The sequence below is a fragment of the Nonomuraea sp. NPDC049725 genome (genome assembly GCF_040674795.1).
Classification (GTDB): domain Bacteria; phylum Actinomycetota; class Actinomycetes; order Streptosporangiales; family Streptosporangiaceae; genus Nonomuraea; species Nonomuraea ceibae.
The window spans coordinates 1-22,491 of record NZ_JBFANJ010000026.1 but is presented as its reverse complement, the minus strand read 5'-3'; the positions used below and the strand labels follow the sequence as shown (position 1 = coordinate 22,491).

Genomic DNA, 22,491 nt, shown 5'->3' with positions numbered 1-22,491 from the left:
GACGGCATCCATGCCCGCTGATCGGGGGCAGGCGGCGGGCCAGCCGACGATCTCCGAGGTGGCCGCCGAGGCCGGCGTCGGCCGCGCCACGGCGGCGCGCACGCTCGGCGGCTATGGATACGTCAGCCCCGAGCTGCGCGAGCGGGTGCTCGCCGCCGCCGAGAAGCTGGGCTACCGCGCCAACAAGCTCGCGCGCAGCATGTCGACCGGGGTCAGCCACACGCTCGGCGTGATCGTCGCCGACATCGGCAACCCGTTCTTCGCCGGCGTGGTGCGCGGCATCTGCGACACCTCGCGGGCCCGGGGCTTCGACACGATCGTGCTGAGCACGTACGAGAAGCTCGAAGAGGAGGTCGCGGCCGTCAACGTGCTGCTCGACAAGCGGGTCGACGGCGTCATCCTGTCGTCGGCGGCGGTCGGCAAGGACGAGGTCGCGCACATCAGGGCGGCGACGCAGCGGGTGCCGGTCGTGCTGGTCGACCGCGCGGTGGCCGCGCTCGACCTCGACACCGTCGTCATCGACAACCGCGACGCCGCCCGGGAGGCCGTCGAGACCATCATCGCGGCGGGGCACCGGCGGATCGGGTTCGTGTGGGGGCCGCCGATGGCCCGGCCGCCCGCCACCCGGCGCGAGCTGCTGGCCGAGGCCGCGCGCAACCTGTGGACCGACGGCGAGCGGCTGCGCGGCTATCTCGACGCGCTCGACGACGCGCGCATCCCGTTCGATCCGGAGCTGGTGATGGTCGGGCGCAAGATCGAGGAGCAGGCGACCGAGGAGGTCGGCCGGATGCTCGCGATGCCCGACCGGCCCACCGCGCTGTTCTGCACCGAGACCGACGCGGTGACCGGCGCGCTGCGGGCGCTGCGCGCGGCCGGGCTGGCCTATCCGCGTGACGTGGCGCTGGTCGGGTTCGACGACAGCGCGTGGGCGGCGGTGATGGAGCCGCCGCTGACGATGATCGAGCAGCCGGTGCACGAGCTGGGGGCCAAGGCCGCCCAGGTGCTGCTCGACGCGTTGGAGGGCGCCGAACCGGCCCGTGAGACCCATACGTTGCGCTCCCGGCTGATCGCCCGCGCGTCCGTGTAAGGGTTATAGTCTCCCTATAACAGTTACAGGGAGGCGTTTCTTGCTGATACCCATCGCCGACTACGCCCACGGCGCAGCGGTGGCCAACGACCTCGTGTCGACCTCGCCCACCGTACGGGGCTCCGAGGGCCTGCCCACCGCGGAGGCGCTGGCCGAGTTCCTGGCCCGCCACGAGCTGCCGCTGTCCGGTGACGACCTGTTCGCGATCCACCTCTTCCGCCGGGAGGCGCGCGGCGTCCTGGAGACCGAGACCGAGGAGCACGCGGTCATGGGCGCCACCGTGCTGGCCCGCCGCGCCGGCCTCACCCCCGTGCTCGACCGCGACGCCGCCGGCCGCTGGCAGTGGTACGTGCCCACCGCCCCCGACGCCTCGCTCGCCGACACGCTGGCCACGGTGGTCGGCGTCGCGCTGCTCGGCGTCGTGCGGGCCCTGGGCCACGAGCGCTTCCGCGCCTGCCTCGCGCCGGGCTGCCGGGGCGTGTTCGCCGACGTCAGCCGGGCCGGGCGGCGCCGCTACTGCACGCCCGAGCTGTGCGGCAACCGGCTCAACGTCGCCAACCACCGCGAGCGTCAGCGGGTCGGCTCATGACCCGGCTGGAAGGGGCGTTCCAACTGCCCGACGGCTCCTGGGTCCGGGGCCGCGGCCTGCGCAACCCGCTGCCGCCCGGCCCCGTGCCCGCCTACGGCCTCTACCTGGGCTCGGCCCGGATGCGCCGCGAGCACGACGCCGGCCTGACGTGGGCGCACGACTGGCTGGAATGGCCCGACTTCCTGCTGCCGCGCGACCGTGACGCGGCCGTCGAGCACATCCGCGCCCTGCACGGCCGGGCCCGCGCGGGCGAGGCCGTCGAGGTCGCCTGCGGAGGCGGCATCGGCCGCACCGGCACCGTCCTGGCCTGCCTCGCGGTGCTGTCCGGCCTCACCCCGCCCGAGGCCGTGCGCTGGACCCGCGAGCACCATCACCGGCGGGCGGTCGAGACGCCGTGGCAACGCCGCTGGATAGCCCGCTTCCCGCGCTGACGTTGACAATCAACGAGGTAAGCCTAACCTAATCTCCTGCCCCTTCTGCTGTAGGAGACCACGTGAGCAACCTCGTAGACCTGACCGCCTGGCCCCTCGTCAACGCCGGCCAGAACGGCAGGCTCACCGTCCAGGACGCCACCGAACTGGCCGACGCCCTGCGCACCACCCTCGACCGCGCCAAAGCCGAGAACCGGCAGTTCGCCATCGTGATGGACCAGCGCGAGCGCAGCGCCCCCGAGAAGGGCGCCACGGAGATCCTGCACGGCTTCTGGGCCCAGCACGCCGAGGAGATCGCCGCCTGGTGCGCGGGCATGGCCAGCATCGTCGCCACTCCCTCGCTGGCCGACCTCGTCCAGAACCCCGGCCCGGGCGGCCTGGCCGTCCTCGGCACCGTCGACCCCGACGCCGCGGCCGCCTGGGCCCGGGACCGGCTCGCCCTCGCCGAAGCCTGAGCCCCGTCCCGTGGGCGGCATGGGCGGTATGTACGGCGTGGACGCATTTCAAGATCGGCCTCTACACTGACGCTTGATCTGCAGCCACCGGCGTCCTCGCCTTTCCCCTGCAGGTCACGGAGGCTTCCCGCGCCTCCGACGCCACGTCCTCGCAGGAAGGTGCCCCGCGTGCCCAGCGATGTCTCCCCGGGGCTCAGCCCGTGCGCGCACACGCCGCAATGTCCTCCCCCGGCGAGCCTGCGGGCCCAGCCTGTGTCGGCCGCGTCGCCCTCATGGCGCAGGCCGGCGTCTTCCTCACCGCCGCCGGCAACCTGCTCAAGCAGTTCGCGGACGTCTGCAACAAGTACGAGAGCGACCTCAACGACCTGGAGGGGCTCTTCTACAAGATGGGCAACCCCGCGCTGGGAACCCGGGACCTGCACTTCGACCAGAGCGTCTCCGAGGTCGAGAACTGGCGGCCCGCCACCGCGGAGGGCGCCAAGTGAACGACGCGTCCGCCGGCGCCCTGCGCGAGCTGGAGCAGCGGCAGCTCACCGGCACCGACGACACGGGCCGGGTGACGGCCACGGTGACCGCCGCGCCTTCCACGACCGGGCCGGCCCCCGGCCGCCGGCATGAGGATCCGCCCCCGCACCCCCGCCGACCTCGATGCCTGCGTCGAGGCGCTCGCCCAGGTCCAGGCCGCCGACCGCTACCCCGTCGACTGGCCCGCCGACCCCGGCGCCTGGCTCACCCCGACCGGCCTGACGACCGCCTGGATCGCCGTCGACGCCGGCGGCGCGGTGCACGGGCACGTCGGCCTGGGCGCGGACGCCGAGATCACCCGCCTGTTCGTCACCCCGGCGGCACGCGGCCAGGGCCTGGCCGCCCGGCTCCTCGACACCGTACGCGCCGCCGTACGGAGGCCGCTGAAGCTGGAGGTCTCGGCCGAAGGACAGGCCGCGATCGCCTTCTACGAGCGCACCGGCTGGCGCCGCGTCGCCACCACCCGCGCCGACTGGCTCGACAGCACCGGCGAGCCCGCCGTCCTCCACCACTACGTCACCCCGTAGCTGTTTGCCGGGGTTTGGCCGCCGACGGGACCTGACTCGACCGCCCACCGGGAAGATCCTTCCCGAAGCGGGGGGCGGCCCCCGCCCAAGCCGGGGACGGTCAGCCAATGGCGCAGGTGTACATCGTGGGCGGCGGCATCGCCGGGCTGGCCGCCGCCGCCTTCCTCGTCCGGGACGCCGGCGTGCCCGGCGACTCCATCCGCATCCTCGAACAGCTCCCCATCACCGGCGGCTCCATGGACGGCGCCAAGGCCCCCACCGCCGAAGGCGGCTACGTCACGCGCGGCGGCCGCATGTTCGAAGAAGAGCACTACGTCTGCCTGTGGAACCTGCTGGAAACCATCCCCACCCTCGACGACCCGGCCATCTCCGTCCGCCAGGAGATGAAGGCGTTCAACATCGAACACCCCACCAACGCCAAGGCCCGCATCATCCTGCGCGACCGCTCCATCCCCGACGCCTCCCGCCTCGGCCTCGACAACCGCGCCCGCCTGGACCTGACCCGCCTGCTCGCCCTGCCCGAACACGTCATCGGCGGCCGCCGCATCGACGACTTCTTCCAGCCGGAGTTCTTCGACAGCAACTTCTGGTGCATGTGGCGTACGACGTTCGCCTTCCAGAACTGGCACTCGGCGATCGAGCTCAAACGCTACTTCCTGGCCTTCGTCCAGGAGTTCGACCGCATCCACACCCTCTCCGGCGTACGACGAAGCCGCTACAACCAGTACGACTCGATCATCCTGCCGATCCAACGCCGGCTGGAGACCCACGGCGTGACGACCGAGTTCGGCGTCACCGTCGACGACGCGCACTTCACCGACCCCGCCTGCCGCACCCTCGCCTCCCTCGACACCAGCGCCGGGCCGATCGACGTCGGCCCCGGCGACCGCGTGTTCCTCACCCTGGGCTCCATGACCGCCGACACCACGTACGGCGACCGCGACACCGTCCCCGAGCTGATCCGCGACAAACGCGACGGCTCCTGGCGGCTGTGGCAGTCGATCGCCCGCAAGGCCCCCGACTTCGGCCGCCCCGCCGTCTTCTGCGGCTCCATCCCCGAGACCAAATGGGAGTCCTTCACCCTCACCATGCACAGCCCCGCCCTGCTCGACCGCATCACCCAGTACACCGGCAACGTCCCCGGCGAAGGCGCCCTCATGACCTGGAAGGACTCCCGCTGGCTGCTGTCGATCGTCGTCCCGGCCCAGCCGCACTTCCGACACCAGGACCCCGACACCTTCACCCTCTGGGGCTACGCGCTGTTCGGCGACGTGCCGGGCGACTTCGTGGACAAGCCCATGGACGACTGCACCGGCGCCGAGATCCTCGACGAACTCCTCGGCCACCTCGGCTTCGACGACATCGCCGACCACGTCCGCGAAACCACGCAGATCACGACCGTGCAGATGCCCTACATCGACGCCCAGTTCCAGCGCCGCGCCCCCGGCGACCGCCCCCGCGTCATCCCCAAGGGCGCCACGAACTACGCCTTCCTCGGCCAGTTCGTCGAGATCCCCGAGGACGTCGTCTTCACCGTCGAATACTCGGTGCGCTCCGCCATGATCGCCGTCTACCGGCACTACGGCGTCGAGAAGAAGATCCCGCCGATGTACCACGGCATGAACGACCCCCGCATCGCCGCCTCCGCCCTCCGCACCGCCCTGGGCTGACCCGCGGCGCCGACCGGCTCCGGCAACGACAAAGGCCCGTCCGGATGATTCCGACGGGCCTTCTGGCTGGGTGGGGCTACCAGGACTTGAACCTGGGACCTCTTCCTTATCAGGGAAGCGCTCTAACCGTCTGAGCTATAGCCCCGCGCACCCGAACCGTACCGCATCCTTGTGAGAGAGGCGAACCGGTTTGTTCGGACGGGAAAAGCTTACCGCCTTCCGGAAGCTGCTCGCGCCGCACCCGCGGTGCGAGCAGCGACCGGAGAGGACTACTCGGCCTCGCTGAAGGTAACCTCGACGCCGCCCACGAGGTCGGAGGCGACGTTGTAGATGACCGCGCCCAGCGTCGCCAGGGCGGTGATCAGAACGACGTTCACGGCACCGATGAGGGCCGTGTAGCCGAGGATGCGCACCGGCTCGAACCAGGACGCGATGTCGATCGGGATCGCGCTCTGCCCCTGCTCCCCCTGGCCGAGCTGGTTGACCAGGTCGACGAGCGAGTCGAAGACGCCCAGGGCCGACAGCACCCCGTAGAGCACGGCCACCGCGACGAACAGCACCACGAAGCAGACCAGGGAGACCACGAAGCTGAACTTCATGGCCGACCACGGCTCGATCCGGCGCAGCACCAGGTGGGCCTTGCGCGGCATCCGGGCCGAGGAGCCCGACGACTTCTTCTTCTTGCCGGGCAGCTCGACCGACGGCGGCGCCTCGGTGGTCAGCGCCGACGGGCGTACCCGCAGCGTGTCGTTGGCGCCGTCACCGGTCTGCGGCGGGCCGGTCGGCGGCCGACCGGCGGGCGGCGGGCCGTCGGGACGGCCCGGCGGGCCACCCGGCGGCCCGGACGGCCCCGATGGTCCCGAAGGGCCGGGCGGCTGCTGCTGCGGACCCGGCTTGGGGCCGGGCTGGGTCGCTGGTCTGGTGGAGCCTTCCTCCTCGTCAACCTGCTGGAAGATCTCGGGCTCCGAGGACTTCTTGGGCTGTTGCCGGCCGTTCTCCCCGGACGCTTTGGTCCTGGCGGGGCCACCTTGGGCGCTCATGACTTACTCTCCTCCCCCGTCAGCCTCGGTATCCGCCGAAGTGTCCATGGAATTGACCACGGACTCGGCGTTACGGGCGAGGGCCACCACGCTGTCGCCTTCGGCGAGGTTCATCAATCGCACTCCCATGGTCTGACGGCCGGACTGCTTGATCTCTCCGGCGCTCGTCCGGATCACCCCGCCGGCGGATGTGATCGCGAAGACCTCATCCTCGGGGTTCACCATGACGGCTCCGACCAGCTTGCCACGGGCACTTACGATCTTCGCAGTCAGCACGCCCTTGCCGCCACGTCCTTGCACCGGATAATGGTCGATCGGTGTCCGCTTTGCGTACCCAGCCTTGGTGGCGATAAGCACATCTTGACCGTCGCCGATCCGATTCATGGCGAGAAGTTCGTCGCCTTCCAGGAACCGCATCCCGATGACGCCGCTGGTCGCGCGGCCCATGGGGCGCAGCGCCTCGTCCGATGCGGTGAAGCGGACCGACTGGGCGCCCTTGGAGACGAGCAGCAGGTCGTCCTCCTCGGAGACGAGCCGGGCCCCGATCACCTCGTCGTCCTCGCGCAGGTTGATCGCGATGAGACCGCCGGTCCTGGGGGAGTCGTACTCGGACAGGCGGGTCTTCTTGACCAGGCCGCTGCGCGTGGCGAGCACCAGGTAGGGGGCCACCTCGTAGTCACGCAGGTAGAGGACCTCCATGACCGTCTCGTCGGGCTGCATGGCCAGCAGGTTGGCCAGGTGCATGCCGCGCGCGTCACGCCCGGCGTCGGGCAGCTCGTACGCCTTGACCCGGTAGACGCGGCCCTTGTTGGTGAAGAACAGGAGCCAGTGGTGGGTCGTGGTGACGAAGAAGTGGTCGACGATGTCGTCCTGGCGCAGCTGCGCGCCGCGCACGCCCTTGCCGCCGCGCTTCTGCGCCCGGTAGAGGTCGGTCTTGGTGCGCTTGGCGTAGCCGCCGCGGGTGATGGTGACGACGATCTCTTCCTCGGCGATGAGGTCCTCGATCGACATGTCGCCGTCGTGCGCGATGATCTCGGTACGCCGGTCGTCGCCGTACTTGGCGGCGATCTCGCCCAGCTCCTCGTTGACGATCTCCCGCTGGCGGGCCTCGCTGGCCAGGATCGCGTTGTACTCGGCGATCTGCTCCATGAGGTGCTCGTACTCGTCCTGGATCGCCTGGCGCTCCAGGGCGGCGAGCTTGCGCAGCTGCATGTCGAGGATGGCCTGCGCCTGGATCTCGTCGATCTCCAGCAGGCCCATCAGGCCCTGCTGCGCGTGCGAGGCGGACTCGGAGGCCCGGATCAGCGCGATGACCTCGTCGAGCCGGTCGAGGGCCTTGAGCAGCGCGCGCAGGATGTGGGCGCGCTCCTCGGCCTTGCGCAGCAGGTAGCGCGTCCGGCGGACGATGACCTCGATCTGGTGGGCCACGTAGTGCCGGATGAACTGGTCGAGCCGGAGCGTACGCGGCACGCCGTCGACCAGCGCCAGCATGTTGGCCCCGAAGGTGTCCTGCAGCTGGGTGTGCTTGTAGAGGTTGTTGAGCACGACCTTGGCCACGGCGTCGCGCTTGAGCACGATCACCAGGCGCTGGCCGACCCGGGAGGAGCTCTCGTCACGCACGTCGGCGATGCCGGTGAGCTTGCCCTCGCGGACCAGCTCGGCGATCTTGAGGGCCAGGTTGTCCGGGTTGACCTGGTAGGGCAGTTCGGTGACGACGAGCGCCTGGCGGCCCTTGCCGTCCTCCTCGACCTCGACCACGGCCCGCATGGTGATCGAGCCCCGGCCGGTGCGGTAGGCGTCCTCGATGCCCCGGCGGCCGACGATCAGCGCCCTGGTGGGGAAGTCCGGGCCCTTGACGAGCCGGATCGACGCCTCCAGCAGCTCCTCGTCGCTCGCCTCCGGGTTCTCCAGACACCACTTGACGGCGGCGGCGACCTCGCGCAGGTTGTGCGGCGGGATGTTGGTGGCCATGCCGACCGCGATGCCGCCCGACCCGTTGACGAGCAGCTGCGGGAAGCGGGCCGGCAGCACGTCCGGCTCCTGCGACTTGCCGTCGTAGTTGGGCCGGAAGTCGACGGTGTCCTTGTCGATGTCGCGCAGCATCTCCATGGCGATGGGCGCGAGCTTGCACTCGGTGTAGCGCATCGCCGCCGCCGGGTCGTTGCCCGGCGAGCCGAAGTTGCCCTGCCCGTCGACCAGCGGGTAGCGCAGCGACCAGTGCTGCGCCAGGCGCACCAGCGCGTCGTAGATCGAGGTGTCGCCGTGCGGGTGGTAGGTGCCCATGACGTCGCCGACGACGCGGGCGCACTTGAAGTAGCCCCGGTCCGGCCGGTAGCCGCCGTCGTACATCGCGTACAGGACGCGGCGGTGCACCGGCTTGAGCCCGTCGCGCACGTCCGGCAGCGCCCTGGACACGATGACGGACATCGCGTAGTCCATGTAGCTGCGCTGCATCTCGGACTGGATGTCCACGGGCTCGATGCGGTCAGCCGGGGGAGTGGTGTTCACTTCCGTCACTGGTGAAGGTCCTTAGTGTGGCTAGACGTCGAGGAAGCGGACGTCGCGGGCGTTGCGGATGATGAAGTCGCGCCGGGCCTCCACGTCTTCGCCCATGAGCACGCTGAACAGGTCGTCGGCCTGCGCCGCGTCGTCGAGCGTGACCAGGCGCAGCAGCCGCGTCGCCGGGTTCATGGTGGTCTCCCAGAGCTGGCCGGCGTTCATCTCGCCCAGACCCTTGAAGCGCTGGACGTTGTCGCGCGGCCGCGGGTCGGGCTTGCCGGCGGCGATGCCCGCCTGGATGACGGCGTCGCGCTCGGCGTCGGAGTAGGCGTAGGAGGCGTCCTCGCCCTTGCGGTCCCACTTGATCTTGTAGAGCGGCGGGCAGGACAGGTAGACGTGCCCGGCCTCGATCAGCGGCCGCATGAACCGGAACAGCAGCGTCAGCAGCAGCGTGTTGATGTGCTGGCCGTCGACGTCGGCGTCGGCCATGAGGATGACCTTGTGGTAGCGCAGCTTGGCGATGTCGAACTCGTCGTGCACGCCGGTGCCGAGCGCCGTGATCAGCGCCTGGACCTCGTTGTTCTTCAGGACCTTGTCGATCCGCGCCTTCTCGACGTTGAGGATCTTGCCGCGGATGGGCAGGATCGCCTGGAAGCGCGAGTCGCGGCCGCCCTTGGCCGAGCCGCCCGCCGAGTCGCCCTCGACGATGAACAGCTCGCACTTCTCCGGGTCGTTCCACTGGCAGTCGGCCAGCTTGCCGGGCAGGCCGCTGCCCGACTCCAGCAGCGACTTGCGCCGCGTCAGGTCACGGGCCTGGCGCGCCGCCATGCGGGCGCGGGAGGCCTGCAGCGACTTGTTGATGATGTCCTTGGCCTCGCCGGGGTTGCGCTCGAACCAGTCGCGCAGGTGGTCGTTGCACGCCTTCTGCACGAACGACTTGGCCTCGGTGTTGCCCAGCTTGGTCTTCGTCTGGCCCTCGAACTGCGGGTCGGACAGCTTGACCGAGATGATCGCGGTCAGGCCCTCGCGGACGTCCTCGCCGCTGAGGTTGTCGTCCTTGCCCTCCTTGAGGAACTTCTGCTCGCGCGCGTAGCGGTTGACGATGGACGTCAGCGCGGCGCGGAAGCCTTCCTCGTGGGTGCCGCCCTCGACCGTGTTGATCGTGTTGGCGAAGGTGTAGACGGACTCCGAGTAGGAGTTGTTCCACTGCAGCGCGATCTCCACCGCGATGCCGTCGCCCTCCTCCTCGAAGGCGACGATCGACGCGTGCGCCGGCTCCTTCTTGGCGTTGAGGTGCTGGACGAAGTCGGCCAGGCCGCCCTCGTAGTGGTATTCGTCGCGGTGGACCTCGCCGTTGATGTGGTCGGGCCGCTCGTCCGTGATCGTGATGGTCAGGCCCTTGTTGAGGAAGGCCATCTCCTGGAAGCGGCGCGAGAGCGTCTCGTAGTTCCACGTTGTGGTCTCGAAGACCTCGGGGTCGGGCCAGAACGTGATGGTGGTGCCGGTCTCGTCGGTCTCCTCACCCCGCTCCAGCGGCGCCCTCGGCTTGGAGTGGTCGAGGAACAGCCGCCAGTAGTAGCCGTTCTGCTTGACCTCGACCTCCATGGCCGTCGACAGCGCGTTGACGACGGCCGAGCCGACGCCGTGCAGGCCGCCGGAGACGGCGTAGGCCTGGCTGTCGAACTTGCCGCCCGCGTGCAGCGTGGTGAGCACGACCTCGACGGCCGAGCGCTTCTCGACGGGGTGGATGCCGGTCGGGATGCCCCGGCCGTTGTCGACCACCCGGACGCCGTTGTCTGCCAGGAGCGTGACGTCGATGCGGTCGGCGTAGCCGGCGAGGGCCTCGTCCACGGCGTTGTCGACGATCTCCTGGACGAGGTGGTGCAGGCCGCGTTCACCGGTCGACCCGATATACATACCCGGGCGCTTGCGGACGGCCTCAAGCCCCTCGAGTACGGTGATTGAGCTAGCGTCGTAGGACAACTGCGAAATCCTCCTGCCGCGGACACGCGGCGGGGGAGGCGTTTGCTCAAAGCTGCCCCTGCCGTGCCCGTCACCGTCGTGAGTGCCCCGTGCGCGGTCACCCAGGGGAGTCGGCATGCTGCCGGGGTGACACGCAACCGGACGTGTCCGGAATCCGCTTTCATTCTACCGGTTCCGAGGGCCGAAGGTGGCAACGAACGCGCCTGTGATGCTCTCTAGCTCGTTTTGCCCCCGCTCAAGCATCCCCCCTCCGGGTTGGGGGGTCAACGCGTCTGCGGCTCTCTGATCGCCTGCCGCGCCTAACCGTAGGTGTCGCCGGGGCCCTTGCTTCCGGTCACCCGCAATCCCCCCGCCGGTCGCGGCGCGTTCTGCGGGCCCCTGACCTTGACCTTCGTCACCGTGCCGTCGCCGAGCTCCTCGTTGAGCCTGCGCACGAGGGTGCGCGCGAGCAGCCTGACCTGCGTCGCCCACGCCGTGGAATCGGCCACCACGAGCACCTCGCCGTCGTCGAACGACTCGGGCTTGGTGTGCGCGGCCAGGTCGGGGCCGACGATGTCGATCCACCGCCCGAACACCGCGCCGACCGCCGCCGACCGCTCCCAGCCCCGGTCGGACAGCAGGTCGCGGATCGCCCGCCCGAACAGCTGCGGGTCGCCGCCCTCGCGGCGCGGGCCGGCCGCCTTGCGCCTCGGCTCGCGCCGCGGGAGCTGGCCCCGCCTGGCGGCGTCGGCCTTGGCCTGGGCCAGCTTCTCCCGCGCCATCGCGGCGCCCCTGGCCGTCGGATTGTCGTCATCGGACACGTCGTACGCTCCCCTCGGCGACGTCGAAACGGGCACCGGCCAGCTCGGCCGGCACGTCGTCGTCCACAGCCGCGGTGATGAGCACCTGCTCGGCCGGGGCGACGATCTCGGCAAGGCGGCGGCGGCGCTGCGAGTCGAGCTCGGCGAAGACGTCGTCGAGGATCAGCACCGGATCGCCGCCGTCGGCGCGCAGCAGGTCGTAGGCGGCCAGCCGCAGCGCCAGCGCGAACGACCAGGACTCGCCGTGACTGGCGTAGCCGCGCGCGGGCAGCTCGCCGAGGCCGAGGATCAGGTCGTCGCGGTGCGGGCCGATGAGCGTGACGCCGCGTTCGAGCTCGGCCTGGCGGACCTCCAGCAGCCGCTCGCGAAGCCGCTCTTCAAGGGTTATCCCCAGGTCTGTGGATAACGTCTGTGCATCGGAAGATCCGCGCTCACCGGGGACTTCGTCCTCACCGCCGTCCCCACCTGTGGACAACGTGCTGCGATAGGCGAGGGTCGCGGGGGCGCTCGTCGGGGCCAGCGCGGCGTAGGCTCCGGCGACCAGCGGGCGCAGCGCGTCGATCAGATCGAGCCGGGCGCGCAACAGCTCGGCGCCGTGCCGGGCGAGGTGCGCGTCCCACACCTCCAGCGTGCTCAGGACGTCGCCTGCGCCCGCCGCGGCGAACCCCGTGTCACTCTCGGCCCGCCGGCCGCTCCTGGCCCCTCTGCGGGCCTGTGAGGCCGTGCGGAGCAACGCGCCGCGCTGCTTGAGCACCCGGTCGTAGTCGGCCCGCACGGCGGCGAACCGAGGCGCCCGCGACACCAGCAGGTCGTCGAGGAAGCGGCGCCGCTCCGACGGGTCGCCCTTGACCAGCGCCAGGTCCTCGGGGGCGAACAGCACCGTGCGCAGCAGCCCGATGACGTCGCGCGGCCTGGACACGGGGGAGCGGTTGAGCCTGGCGCGGTTGGCCCGGCCCGGGTTGATCTCCAGCTCGACCAGCGCGCGCCGGTCGTCCCTGTGGACGGCGCAGCGCACGATCGCCCGGCTCGCCCCCTGACGCACCAGCGGGCCGTCACTGGCGACCCGGTGGCTGGAGTGCGTCGCGACATAGCCGAGGGCCTCGACCAGGTTGGTCTTGCCCTGGCCGTTGGGCCCCACGAGGGCCGTGACGCCCGGCTCCAGGCCGAGCTCCACGGACGCGTAGGACCGGAAGTCGGTCAGCGAGAGGTGGGCGACGTGCACCCCATGAAGGTTAGTGCGCCCCACAGGCCACTGGGGTCACCGGCGCACACCCTGTGGAAAACTCCGGGAACCTTCGGGTCACTCCGCTTCGCGCGGCGGCGTGACGTCGGCGCCGGGCGAGTCGGCGCCCTTCTCGGTCGAGCCCTCGACCGCCGTGGTCGCGTGGCCGCCGAACTGGTTGCGCAGCGCCGCCACCACCTTCATCGCCGGCGAGTCGTCCTGACGGGAGGCGAACCTGGCGTAGAGCGCGGCGGTGATCACGGGCAGCGGGACCGCGTGGTCCACGGCCGCCTGGACCGTCCAGCGGCCCTCGCCGGAGTCCTGGGCGTAGCCGCGCAGCTGCTCCAGCTTCTCGTCGTCGTCCAGCGCCCGCACCAGCAGGTCGAGCAGCCAGGAGCGGATCACCGTGCCGGTGCGCCAGCTGCTGAAGGAGCCACGGACGTCCTTGACGACGTCGGACGCCTCCAGAAGCTCCCAGCCCTCGGCGAACGCCTGCATCATGCCGTACTCGATGCCGTTGTGGACCATCTTCGCGAAGTGTCCCGCGCCGACGTCGCCGGCGTGGACGAAGCCGTCCTCGCCCTCGGGCTTGAGCGTCTCGAAGATCGGCATCAGCCGCTCGACGTGGGCCTTGTCGCCGCCGCACATCAGGGCGTAGCCGTTCTCCAGGCCCCACACGCCGCCGCTCACGCCGCAGTCGACGAAGCCGATGCCGCGGGTGGCCAGCTCGGCGGCGTGCTTCTGGTCGTCGACGTAGTGGGAGTTGCCGCCGTCGATGACGACGTCGCCCTCGGACAGCAGATCGCCGAGCTCGTCCACGGTCTGCTGGGTGGGCTTGCCGGCCGGCACCATGACCCACACGACCCGGGGGGCGCTGAGCCGTTCGGTCAGCTCCTTGAGGCTGCCGACGTCGCTGATCGCGGGATCGCGGTCGTAGCCGACGACGTCGTGGCCGCCGCGGCGCAGCCGCTCGGCCATGTTGCCGCCCATCTTGCCCAGTCCAACCAAGCCGATCTGCATGGTGCCCTACTACCCCCTTGTGAGGCTTCCATCATCCCCGACGCGGATTTCAGCCTGACAGGCGGATGGGCATGATCAGGTAACGGTAGTCGGGGGCCCCGTCACCTTCCACAGGCTTGCCCCCGGTGAGGATAGCGGGCTTGGTGGACGTGGTCATCTGGAGCCTGGCGATGTCGGAGTCGATCGCGCCGAGACCCTCCAGCAGGAACTGGTGGTTGAAGGCGATGTTCATCTCGTCGCCGTCGTAGTCGACCGGCAGCGCCTCGACGGCCTGGGCCTCGTCGCCGCTGCCCGCCTCCAGGACGACCTCGCCGCTCCTGAACGCCAGCCGCACCGGGGTGTTGCGCTCGGCCACCAGGGCCACGCGCTTGACCGCCTCGACGAACGGGCCTGTGGACAGGTCGGCGCGGGCGGAGAACTCGGTCGGCAGCAGCGAGCGGTACTTGGGGAACTCGGGGTCGAGCAGGCGCGTGGTGGTGCGGCGGCCGGCGCTGGAGAAGCCGATCATGCCTTCGCCGGTGCCTCCGGCGGAGCTGAGCGCGACCTCGACCTCGGCGCCGGTGCCGCCGAGCGCCTTGGCGGTGTCGGCGAGCGTCTTGCCGGGGATCATCGCGATCGCCGAGAAGTCGGGCTGGCCCGGCTGCCACTTGAGCTCGCGCACGGCCAGCCGGTAGCGGTCGGTGGCGGCCAGGGTGACCGTGTCGCCCTCGATCTCCATCCGCACGCCGGTGAGCATGGGCAGCGTGTCGTCACGACCGGCGGCGACGGCGACCTGGCTGACGGCGGAGGCGAACACGTCGCTGCCGACACGGCCGGCGGCGGGCGGCATGGCCGGGAGCGACGGGTAGTCCTCCACAGGCATGGTGAGCAGGGTGAAGCGGGCGCTGCCGCACGTGACGACCGCCTTGGCTCCGTCGACGACGAAATCCACAGGCTGTGCGGGAAGCGCGCGGGTGATCTCGGCGAGCAGCTTGCCGGAGACCAGGACCACGCCGGGCTCACCGGTGTGCAGCTCCAGCGTTACCTCGGCGGAGACCTCGTAGTCGAAGCCGGACAGCTTGAGCTTCTGCTCCTCGGTGACCTCGAGGCGCATGCCGGCGAGGACGGGGACCGACGGCCGTGCGGGAAGGCTGCGTGCCGTCCATGCCACCGCCTCAGCGAGGACGTCTCGCTCGATTCGGAACATCACGGTGATCAGCCTCCTGGGTCGTCGATGAATCTTGAGTGTCTCGTCTCCCGCACCTGAGATCCGGGAGAACCCCTCTATGGGTCTTGAGTTTCTTCTTAAGAGATAAGTGAAGTCATCACACTAGGGGCGGTGGATAGTGTGGATAACCCGCGTCTTCCCTGCTCAGCGCCCCTGTTTTCATCCACCGGGGCTGTGGGTGACGCCTGGGGGTAACTTTCGCGGCTGTGGACGGGGATTCTTCGCCCACAGGCCATCCCCAGATCTTGGTGCCTTCGTCCACCGGTTATCCACGAGGTTTCCACAGGTTATCCACGGGGTAGAGACCCCTCTTTTGGAGCCCCAGATCGACTGTGCACAGGGCGTCCACAGGTCATCCACATGTTGTCCCCAAGTTGTCCTCAGGATGTCCCCAGGGTTATCCCCAGCCGTTGTGCGGAATTTTCCTGGGCAATATGGGGCGTACGACGGGCCTCTTCCGACGTTTTCCCAGATCCACAGTGTTTTCCACAGGCTGTGCATAACGACTAGGCCCCGGGCGATGTCTGCTTGATACGCATTGTTAGCTCGTTGACCTGGTTGTACATCGACCTTCGCTCCGCGATGAGCGAGCGGATCTTGCGCTCGGCGTGCATCACGGTGGTGTGGTCACGGCCGCCGAACTGCTGGCCGATCTTGGGCAGCGACAGCTCCGTCAGCTCCCGGATCAGGTACATGGCGATCTGCCGGGCGTTCACCAGCGCCCTGCTGCGCGAGCTGCCGCACAGGTCGTCGATGCTGATGCCGAAGTACTCTGCGGTCTTCGCCATGATCGTGGCGACCGTGATCTCCGGCCCGGAGTCGGAGGTGATCAGGTCCTTCAGCACGACCTCGGCGAGCTGGAGGTCGACGCCCTGCCTGTTGAGGCTGGCGAACGCGGTCACCCTGATCAGCGCGCCCTCCAGCTCCCGGATGTTGGTGGAGATCCGGCTGGCGATGTACTCGAGCACCTCGGGCGGCGCGGCCAGGCCCTCCTGTATGGCCTTCTTCCTCAGGATGGCGATCCGCGTCTCCAGCTCGGGCGGCTGGACGTCGGTGATCAGGCCCCACTCGAACCGGTTGCGCAGCCGGTCCTCCAGCGTGATGAGCTGCTTGGGCGCCCGGTCGCTGGAGATGACGATCTGCTTGTTGGCGTTGTGCAGCGTGTTGAAGGTGTGGAAGAACTCCTCCTGCGTCTGCTCCTTGCCCTCCAGGAACTGGATGTCGTCCACCAGCAGGATGTCGATCGCCCGGTAGCGTCCGCGGAAGCCGTCGGCCTTGTGGTCGCGGATGCTGTTGATGAAGTCGTTGGTGAACTCCTCGGAGCTCACGTATCTCACCCGCGCGCCGTCGTACAGGCTCTGCGCGTAATGCCCGATCGCGTGCAGCAGGTGGGTCTTCCCCAGCCCCGAGTCGCCGTAAATGAAGAGCGGGTTGTACGCCTTCGCGGGGGATTCGGCGACGGCCACGGCCGCGGCGTGGGCGAAACGGTTGCTGGCTCCGATGACGAATGTCTCGAATGTGTACTTTTGGTTGAGTCTGGCCGGTTCGCTGGGCTTGTTGCTCTTGGCCTCCCACCTGTTCTGGGTGGGCTCCGGCGCCTTTTGCACAGCGGGCTGTGCCTGTTCAAAAGTGAAGGCAGGCTGTGGATATTCGGTGGACGACTGCGCCGGCTCGGGCTGTGGAGAATAGAACTGCGGAGGCTCGGAAGCCTGGTAGTGCTGGGACGACGGCCCCTGGGGATAGCGCGGCTGGGGGTCCGGGCTCTGGGGATAATTCTGAACCACAGGCTGTGGATGAAGGTCCTGCATCGGCTGCTCGGGAGCCGTCGTGTCGATCATCACGGCCAGCCGCATCGCCCGGCCGAGCTCCTGGGAGAGCGCGTGCGCCACGAGCGGCCGCAGCTTGCCCTCGATGAGGTCCTTCAGGAAGTCGTTGGGGACGCCCAGCACGATCGTGTCGTCCGCCAGGGCGATCGGGCGGACCATGGAGAGCCACGTGCGCTGCTGGACCGGCACGTTCTCATTGAGAAAGTTGCCCAGCGCCCTCTTCCATACCGTGTCGAGGTCGACACCGTTCATGGTGCGGCTCCCCCTCCTCCCTGTCGCGGCCCCCCGCGATCGTTCATCCACCCGCGTGGTCGTCCACACGCGTGTTTATCCACATCGGGGACTCGCCGCGGCGGCGGCCGGCCCCTGTCGTCCACAGCGCCGCGCCCGGGCTGGATGCCCAGGATCTCCACAGGTGATCCACAGGTTGTGCACAGCCTGAAGTGGCTCCGAAAGGCCCGACAGTATCTTCGTGCACAGCTGTGTTCAAGACGTTGTCCACAGCCTAGCGGTGCCTGGGTGCACATACTGTGGACGTCCCGGGGGCGGTGGAAAAGTCGCCTGTGGATACGTGGATAACCAGTTCCGGTTTGACCTGGGCCGCTCCGCCCCGTACCGTACGGAGGTCGGTCTGTCGCGCGACGGCTATTTCGCGTGCCTCGCTAACTCGGCAGGCCAGCCATGTGTGTTCAGCGCCTCGTGCGCACCTTCAAGCCTGGAGCCCACTCGTGAGCAAGCGTACTTTCCAGCCGAACAACCGTCGCCGCGCGAAGACCCACGGCTTCCGGCTGCGGATGCGCACCCGGGCCGGTCGCGCCATCCTCGCCGCTCGCCGCCGCAAGGGTCGCGAGAAGCTGTCGGCCTGACCGTCCTGCGCGTGATCGTCCGCCCGCCGGTGCACTCCGCCGGCGGGCGATAGGCGTATACGGTGCTTTCCCGACAGTCCCGCATGCGGCGCGGGGAGGAGTTCAAGGCGGCCATCAAGCGCGGTAAACGCGCGGGTCGCCCCACCCTGGTGGTGCATCTCACCATTTCAGGGGAAGGGACACCTCTGGTGGGTTTTGTAGTGAGCCGAGCCGTCGGAGGCGCGGTCGTCCGCAACAAGGTCAAGCGTCGGCTTCGACACCTGATGCGAGACCGTCTCCACCGGCTTCCGAGAGGTAGCCTGCTTGTGGTACGCGCCAACCCCCCGGCCGCGTCAGCGCGATCCGAGCACCTAGCCGCCGAGCTCGACCTCGCGCTCGACCGTTTGCTCAGGCGGCGCGAGTCCTCGACGGATGGACGGAGATGACGGAGCAACCGCTAGGGACAGCGAGCCTCCCCGCTCGGGTGCTGCTCGTGCCCATCCGGTTCTACCGGGCGTTCATCAGCCCGATGCTCGGTCCACGCTGCCGTTTCTACCCGTCCTGCAGCGCGTACGGGCTCGAGGCGATAGCCGTTCACGGAGCATTGCGCGGCACATGGTTGACTGTCCGGCGCATCGGGCGGTGCCACCCATTCCATCCCGGAGGTATAGACCCGGTGCCCCCACGCCCGGTTCGGTCCCACGAAACGCAAGGGAGATAGCTCGGTGGAGCTGTCCTGGCTGAGCTGGCTCTATGAAGCCGTAGCCTTCGTCATCACCTGGATCCATACGGGTTACAGCACCTTCCTGAACCCGGATAGCGGCCTGACGTGGTTGCTGACCATCGTCACGCTCACCGTGCTCATGCGGATCCTCATCTTCCCGCTCTTCCTCAAGCAGATGCGGTCCTCCAAGAAGATGCAGGAGCTCGCCCCCAAGGTGGCGGAGCTGCGCAAGCGCTACAAGAACGACAAGCAGCGCATGAACCAGGAGGTCATGGCGCTCTACCAGGGCGCCGGGGCCAACCCGCTCGGCGGCTGTCTGCCCATCCTGGCCCAGTTCCCCATCTTCATCTCGATGTTCACCGTGCTGCAGGCCATGGCCAACGGCCGTGCGGTGTACGGGATGTCGCCGGAGCTCGTCGCCAGCGCCCGGGCCGCGCACGTCTTCGGCGCGCCGGTGCCGGCCACCTTCTTCATGTCCGACCAGGACATCATCGCGCTCGACGCCGTGCCGCTCCAGACGAAGATCGTCCTGGGCATCTTCGTGGCCGTCAGCTCGCTGACCACGTTCCTCACCGTCCGGCAGAGCGTCACCCGGTCCATGGCGCAGATGCCCGACAACCCCATGGCGCAGCAGCAGAAGCTGCTCATGTACATCTCGCCGCTTTTCGCCTTCTTCAGCCTGAACTTCCCGCTCGGTCTGATCATGTACTGGGTGACCACCAACGTGTGGACGCTCGGTCAGCAGCACTGGTTCTACAGCCGCAACCCGATGCCCCAGTTCGACGCCAAGGGCAACGTGATCCCGGTCAAGACGAAGCCCAGCCTCATGGCCAAGCTTCGCAAGACTCCCGAAGAGGAGCCCCCTCCTCCGCCTCCTGCGCCTAAGATCGTCAGGAACCAGCCCAGCCGCCAGTCCCGTAGCAAGCGCACCGGCAGCAAGAAGTCGTGATTACGAAGGAGAGGCCGGCCATGACCGAGGCCGAGCAGGAGAAGGCTCCTGACATCAGCGCGCTCGAGCAGGAGGGCGAGATCGCGGCTGACTACGTCGAAGGCCTCCTCGACATCGCCGACATCGACGGTGACATCGACATGGACGTCGAGGGCGACCGCGCGATGGTCTCCGTCGTCGGGCTCAAGGGCACCGAGTTGATCGGCCCCTCCGGTGAGGTGCTGGAAGCGCTCCAGGAGCTGACGCGGCTGGCCGTCCACCGCCAGACGGGGGAGCGGTCCCGCCTGATGCTCGACGTCGGCGGCTACCGCGAGCGGCGCCGGGCCGAGCTCACCAAGCTCGGCACCGAGATGGCCAACCAGGTCAAGGACCGGGGCGAGCCCAAGCCGCTGCAGCCGATGACGCCGTTCGAGCGCAAGATCGTCCACGACGCGGTGGCCGCCGCCGGGCTCCGCAGCGAGTCCGAGGGTGAGGAGCCCAACCGTTACGTGGTGGTCCTGCCCGCCTGACCGGCCCACGACCCGCCCGGCCGCCAGCCGCCTCGTGCGCCTGGCGGCCGTTCGCGTTTCGAACGCCTTTTCGATGCCCATAAGGCGGCGCGCTCCAAGGCTCCGTTCAGGGCATCCCGCTAGTCTTCGACAGTGCGATCTCCCGCCTAGCCTGGGGGGAGCATCCCGAATCCTTACGAAAGGGCCATCACAGCAGTGAGCGACGAGCTGCCGCCCCCGCCGGACATCGCGCGGGACGTCTTCACCGGCGACGCCTGGGACCGGGCGGAGGCGTTCGCGGAGCTGCTGGCCGGCCCCGGCGTCGTACGCGGGCTGCTCGGTCCCCGCGAGATCCCGCGCATCTGGGACCGCCACCTGCTCAACTGCGCCGTCGTCGCCGAGGCCATCCCGCCGGACGTGCGCCTGGTCGACATCGGCTCGGGCGCCGGACTGCCGGGGCTCGTGCTGGCGATCGTCCGGCAGGACATCACGGTCACCCTTCTCGAACCGCTGCTGCGCCGTACCGTCTTCCTCCAGGAGTGCGTCGAGACCCTCAAGCTGGACAACGTCGAGGTGCTGCGCGGCCGGGCCGAAGAGCTGGCGGGCAAGCGCGTCTTCGACGTGGCCAGCGCCCGCGCCGTGGCGCCGCTCGACCGGCTCCTGAAGTGGGCCATGCCCCTGCTGCGCGAGGGCGGCGAGCTCATCGCCATGAAGGGGGAGCGCGCCGCCGAAGAACTCGCCGAGGCGGAGCCGCAATTGCGCGCCAGCGGGGCGACAACGGCCGAGCTTGTGACCGTCGGGCACGGTAAGGTCGAGCCGCCTGCAACATTGGTTCGGGTGATAGCGGGTCGCCAGCCGGAGCACAGCAGGCGGCGACGAAGGAGGTGACGGTCGTGCCGGTCGCTCAGAGCGGTCTTGGCTGGCCGGACAGCCGTCTGTCCGAGAGCCCCCGAGGGGTCGGCTGGCCCGGATCGGGCGTTTCGCGACAGCAGATTCCCGGCTCCGATAAGCCACGGGTTGAAAGGATGGCGACCGTGACCAAGACCCCCCTGAACCCAGGTGATTCTCCGTTGGTACGAGAGGCGCTCAACTCAGTGGTTTCACGTGAAACACCTACCGCTCAGCTGCCCACCCAGACGGACACCGGCCAGGACTCGTGGCCCAAACCCGCCAAGTGCCGCGTGATCGCCGTTGCCAACCAGAAGGGTGGTGTCGGCAAGACCACGACGTCCGTCAACATCGCCGCCGCCCTGTCGATGAACGGCGAACGCGTCCTGGTCGTCGACCTCGACCCCCAGGGCAACGCCTCCACCGCCCTGGCCACCGAGCACCGCGGCGACATCCCCGACGTCTACCAGGTGCTCGTGGACGACCTGCCCATGGCGGACATCGTCAAGCAGGTCCCCGACATGCCCAACCTCTACTGCGCCCCGGCGACCATCGACCTGGCCGGCGCCGAGATCGAGCTCGTCTCCCTGGTCGCCCGCGAAGCCCGCCTCCGGCGTGCCCTCACCGCCTACGACGCGCTCGACCTCGACTACATCATCATCGACTGCCCGCCGTCGCTCGGCCTCCTCACGGTGAACGCCCTCGTGGCCGCGGACGAGGTCATGATCCCCATCCAGTGCGAGTACTACGCGCTGGAGGGCCTCGGGCAGCTCCTGCGCAACGTCGACCTCATCAAGGCGCACCTCAACCCCACGCTGCGGCTGTCCACGATCGTGCTGACCATGTACGACGGCCGCACCCGGCTGGCCTCGCAGGTGGCGGACGAGGTCCGGGCGCACTTCGGGGACACGGTGCTCAACACGGTCATCCCGCGCAGCGTCCGCCTGTCCGAAGCGCCCAGCTATGGGCAGTCGGTCATGACGTACGACCCGGGCTCCAGCGGTGCGATGGCCTACATGGACGCCGCCCGCGAGATCGCCCACCGCGCCCTGGTCTAACCCCGACCGGGGCTTCCCCATCGAGGACCCCCGCCCCGGTCTCCACCCTCCGGTCTCCAGTTTCGGCGCTCGGTTTCGGCGCTTGGTCTCGGCCCCCGGCCTCCCCGCCTTCGGCACCCGCCGTCCGCCGTCCGTCGCTCTTCGCCTGCCGCCCGTCGCGTCTGTCGCGCTGTCGCGTCTGTCCCGTCAGGTGCGTGCGTCCCGGTCGGCCCGCGGTCGCCCGCCGCCTGCTGCCCGCCCCGCCGGTCGCCCCCGGCGGGGCCGCCGACCGCCGGGGGGCGCCGACCGCCGGTCTCCCGCTGCACTGCTCGCGCCCGCCGACCGCCCGTCTCCCTCTGCACTGGTCGCGCCCCTGCACTTGCCGCGCTCGCCGCGCCGGCCGCTCGCCGCGCCGGCCGCCTGCCGCACTGATCGCGCTCGCTGCGCTGGTGGTCTCGCTGGTCGCGCGCGCCGGATCGTCGCCGCCGCCGGCCACCCGTCCCGGTCGCTCGTCGCCCGCCGTCTCGACTCTCCGCCGTCGACTGCCCCGCGTGCGGCCGCCACCGACTGACGGTCGCCCGTCGGCGGGGCCATCGGCGGGCCGCCGTGCCACGCCCACGGCGGCCGGCGCGGCGGCGTACGGCTGCAGCGGCACGCACGTCGGGAGCTGGAAGGGGCC

General features: G+C 69.6%; 22 protein-coding genes and 1 tRNA gene. 14 read left to right on the top strand and 9 right to left on the bottom strand.

Annotated elements, in window-relative coordinates:
• Positions 1–10 precede the first annotated feature (10 nt).
• The 7 genes from AB0J53_RS41775 (at position 11) to AB0J53_RS41745 (ending at position 5,284) form a co-directional block, all read left to right on the top strand.
• The gene (locus tag AB0J53_RS41775; protein WP_364183001.1) at positions 11–1,087 is read left to right on the top strand and encodes a LacI family DNA-binding transcriptional regulator; all 1,077 of its coding nucleotides are present in this window, start codon (positions 11–13) and stop codon (positions 1,085–1,087) included.
• Positions 1,088–1,127: 40 nt separating this feature from the next.
• The gene (locus AB0J53_RS41770; protein WP_357582873.1) at positions 1,128–1,676 is read left to right on the top strand and encodes a CGNR zinc finger domain-containing protein; all 549 of its coding nucleotides are present in this window, start codon (positions 1,128–1,130) and stop codon (positions 1,674–1,676) included.
• Complete coding sequence (locus tag AB0J53_RS41765) at positions 1,673–2,107, top strand: protein-tyrosine phosphatase family protein (protein ID WP_219504332.1); 435 nt, start codon at positions 1,673–1,675, stop codon at positions 2,105–2,107. The genes AB0J53_RS41770 and AB0J53_RS41765 overlap by 4 nt, the downstream gene beginning before the upstream one ends.
• Before the next feature lie 62 nt (positions 2,108–2,169).
• Positions 2,170–2,562: a hypothetical protein gene (locus AB0J53_RS41760; RefSeq protein ID WP_219504333.1), complete on the top strand. Its 393-nt coding sequence runs from the start codon at positions 2,170–2,172 to the stop codon at positions 2,560–2,562.
• Between the two features lie 272 nt (positions 2,563–2,834).
• Positions 2,835–3,047: a hypothetical protein gene (locus AB0J53_RS41755; RefSeq protein ID WP_364182997.1), complete on the top strand. Its 213-nt coding sequence runs from the start codon at positions 2,835–2,837 to the stop codon at positions 3,045–3,047.
• A gap of 129 nt (positions 3,048–3,176) precedes the next feature.
• Complete coding sequence (locus AB0J53_RS41750; RefSeq protein ID WP_364182994.1) at positions 3,177–3,614, top strand: GNAT family N-acetyltransferase; 438 nt, start codon at positions 3,177–3,179, stop codon at positions 3,612–3,614.
• A gap of 107 nt (positions 3,615–3,721) precedes the next feature.
• The gene (locus AB0J53_RS41745) at positions 3,722–5,284 is read left to right on the top strand and encodes an oleate hydratase (protein ID WP_364182991.1); all 1,563 of its coding nucleotides are present in this window, start codon (positions 3,722–3,724) and stop codon (positions 5,282–5,284) included.
• Between the two features lie 71 nt (positions 5,285–5,355).
• On the opposite strand, the gene AB0J53_RS41740 is transcribed toward AB0J53_RS41745, so the two are convergent.
• The 9 genes from AB0J53_RS41740 to dnaA form a co-directional block, all read right to left on the bottom strand.
• Positions 5,356–5,429: transfer RNA gene (locus AB0J53_RS41740), tRNA-Ile, on the bottom strand.
• 124 nt (positions 5,430–5,553) lie between these two features.
• Positions 5,554–6,324 (bottom strand): DUF3566 domain-containing protein, encoded by a 771-nt coding sequence (locus AB0J53_RS41735; RefSeq protein WP_364182988.1) that lies wholly within the window; start codon positions 6,322–6,324, stop codon positions 5,554–5,556.
• Positions 6,325–6,327: 3 nt separating this feature from the next.
• Positions 6,328–8,841: a DNA gyrase subunit A gene (gene gyrA / locus AB0J53_RS41730; protein ID WP_364182986.1), complete on the bottom strand. Its 2,514-nt coding sequence runs from the start codon at positions 8,839–8,841 to the stop codon at positions 6,328–6,330.
• 21 nt (positions 8,842–8,862) lie between these two features.
• A complete protein-coding gene (gyrB, locus tag AB0J53_RS41725) occupies positions 8,863–10,806 on the bottom strand; it encodes a DNA topoisomerase (ATP-hydrolyzing) subunit B (protein WP_219504349.1) in 1,944 nt (647 codons plus the stop codon).
• A 299-nt stretch (positions 10,807–11,105) separates the two neighbouring features.
• Entirely contained in the window at positions 11,106–11,606 is a 501-nt protein-coding gene (locus AB0J53_RS41720; protein ID WP_231618619.1) for a DciA family protein, read from the bottom strand.
• Positions 11,596–12,828: a DNA replication/repair protein RecF gene (gene recF / locus AB0J53_RS41715; protein ID WP_219504351.1), complete on the bottom strand. Its 1,233-nt coding sequence runs from the start codon at positions 12,826–12,828 to the stop codon at positions 11,596–11,598. The genes AB0J53_RS41720 and recF overlap by 11 nt, the downstream gene beginning before the upstream one ends.
• 78 nt (positions 12,829–12,906) lie before the next feature.
• Positions 12,907–13,848: a phosphogluconate dehydrogenase (NAD(+)-dependent, decarboxylating) gene (gnd, locus tag AB0J53_RS41710; protein ID WP_364182981.1), complete on the bottom strand. Its 942-nt coding sequence runs from the start codon at positions 13,846–13,848 to the stop codon at positions 12,907–12,909.
• Positions 13,849–13,897: 49 nt separating this feature from the next.
• Entirely contained in the window at positions 13,898–15,037 is a 1,140-nt protein-coding gene (gene dnaN, locus AB0J53_RS41705; protein ID WP_219504355.1) for a DNA polymerase III subunit beta, read from the bottom strand.
• Between the two features lie 524 nt (positions 15,038–15,561).
• Entirely contained in the window at positions 15,562–17,133 is a 1,572-nt protein-coding gene (gene dnaA / locus AB0J53_RS41700) for a chromosomal replication initiator protein DnaA (protein WP_219504358.1), read from the bottom strand.
• 476 nt (positions 17,134–17,609) lie between these two features.
• Between dnaA and rpmH the strand changes: the two genes are divergently transcribed.
• The 7 genes from rpmH to AB0J53_RS41665 all read left to right on the top strand — a co-directional run bounded on the left by rpmH (position 17,610) and on the right by AB0J53_RS41665 (position 21,833).
• On the top strand, positions 17,610–17,747 hold the full coding sequence (rpmH, locus tag AB0J53_RS41695) for a 50S ribosomal protein L34 (RefSeq protein WP_043614899.1): 138 nt from the start codon (positions 17,610–17,612) through the stop codon (positions 17,745–17,747).
• A 62-nt stretch (positions 17,748–17,809) separates the two neighbouring features.
• On the top strand, positions 17,810–18,172 hold the full coding sequence (rnpA, locus tag AB0J53_RS41690) for a ribonuclease P protein component (protein WP_219504361.1): 363 nt from the start codon (positions 17,810–17,812) through the stop codon (positions 18,170–18,172).
• Complete coding sequence (gene yidD / locus AB0J53_RS41685; RefSeq protein ID WP_219504364.1) at positions 18,169–18,447, top strand: membrane protein insertion efficiency factor YidD; 279 nt, start codon at positions 18,169–18,171, stop codon at positions 18,445–18,447. Before rnpA ends, yidD begins: the two co-directional genes overlap by 4 nt.
• Positions 18,448–18,451: 4 nt before the next feature.
• A complete protein-coding gene (gene yidC / locus AB0J53_RS41680; RefSeq protein WP_219504366.1) occupies positions 18,452–19,399 on the top strand; it encodes a membrane protein insertase YidC in 948 nt (315 codons plus the stop codon).
• Positions 19,400–19,419: 20 nt separating this feature from the next.
• Positions 19,420–19,908, top strand: coding sequence for a R3H domain-containing nucleic acid-binding protein (locus AB0J53_RS41675; RefSeq protein ID WP_219504368.1), 489 nt, complete (start codon positions 19,420–19,422; stop codon positions 19,906–19,908).
• A 195-nt stretch (positions 19,909–20,103) separates the two neighbouring features.
• Positions 20,104–20,775: a 16S rRNA (guanine(527)-N(7))-methyltransferase RsmG gene (gene rsmG, locus AB0J53_RS41670; protein WP_219504370.1), complete on the top strand. Its 672-nt coding sequence runs from the start codon at positions 20,104–20,106 to the stop codon at positions 20,773–20,775.
• A 137-nt stretch (positions 20,776–20,912) separates the two neighbouring features.
• Positions 20,913–21,833: a ParA family protein gene (locus tag AB0J53_RS41665; protein ID WP_219504372.1), complete on the top strand. Its 921-nt coding sequence runs from the start codon at positions 20,913–20,915 to the stop codon at positions 21,831–21,833.
• The last annotated feature ends 658 nt before the right edge of the window (positions 21,834–22,491 follow it).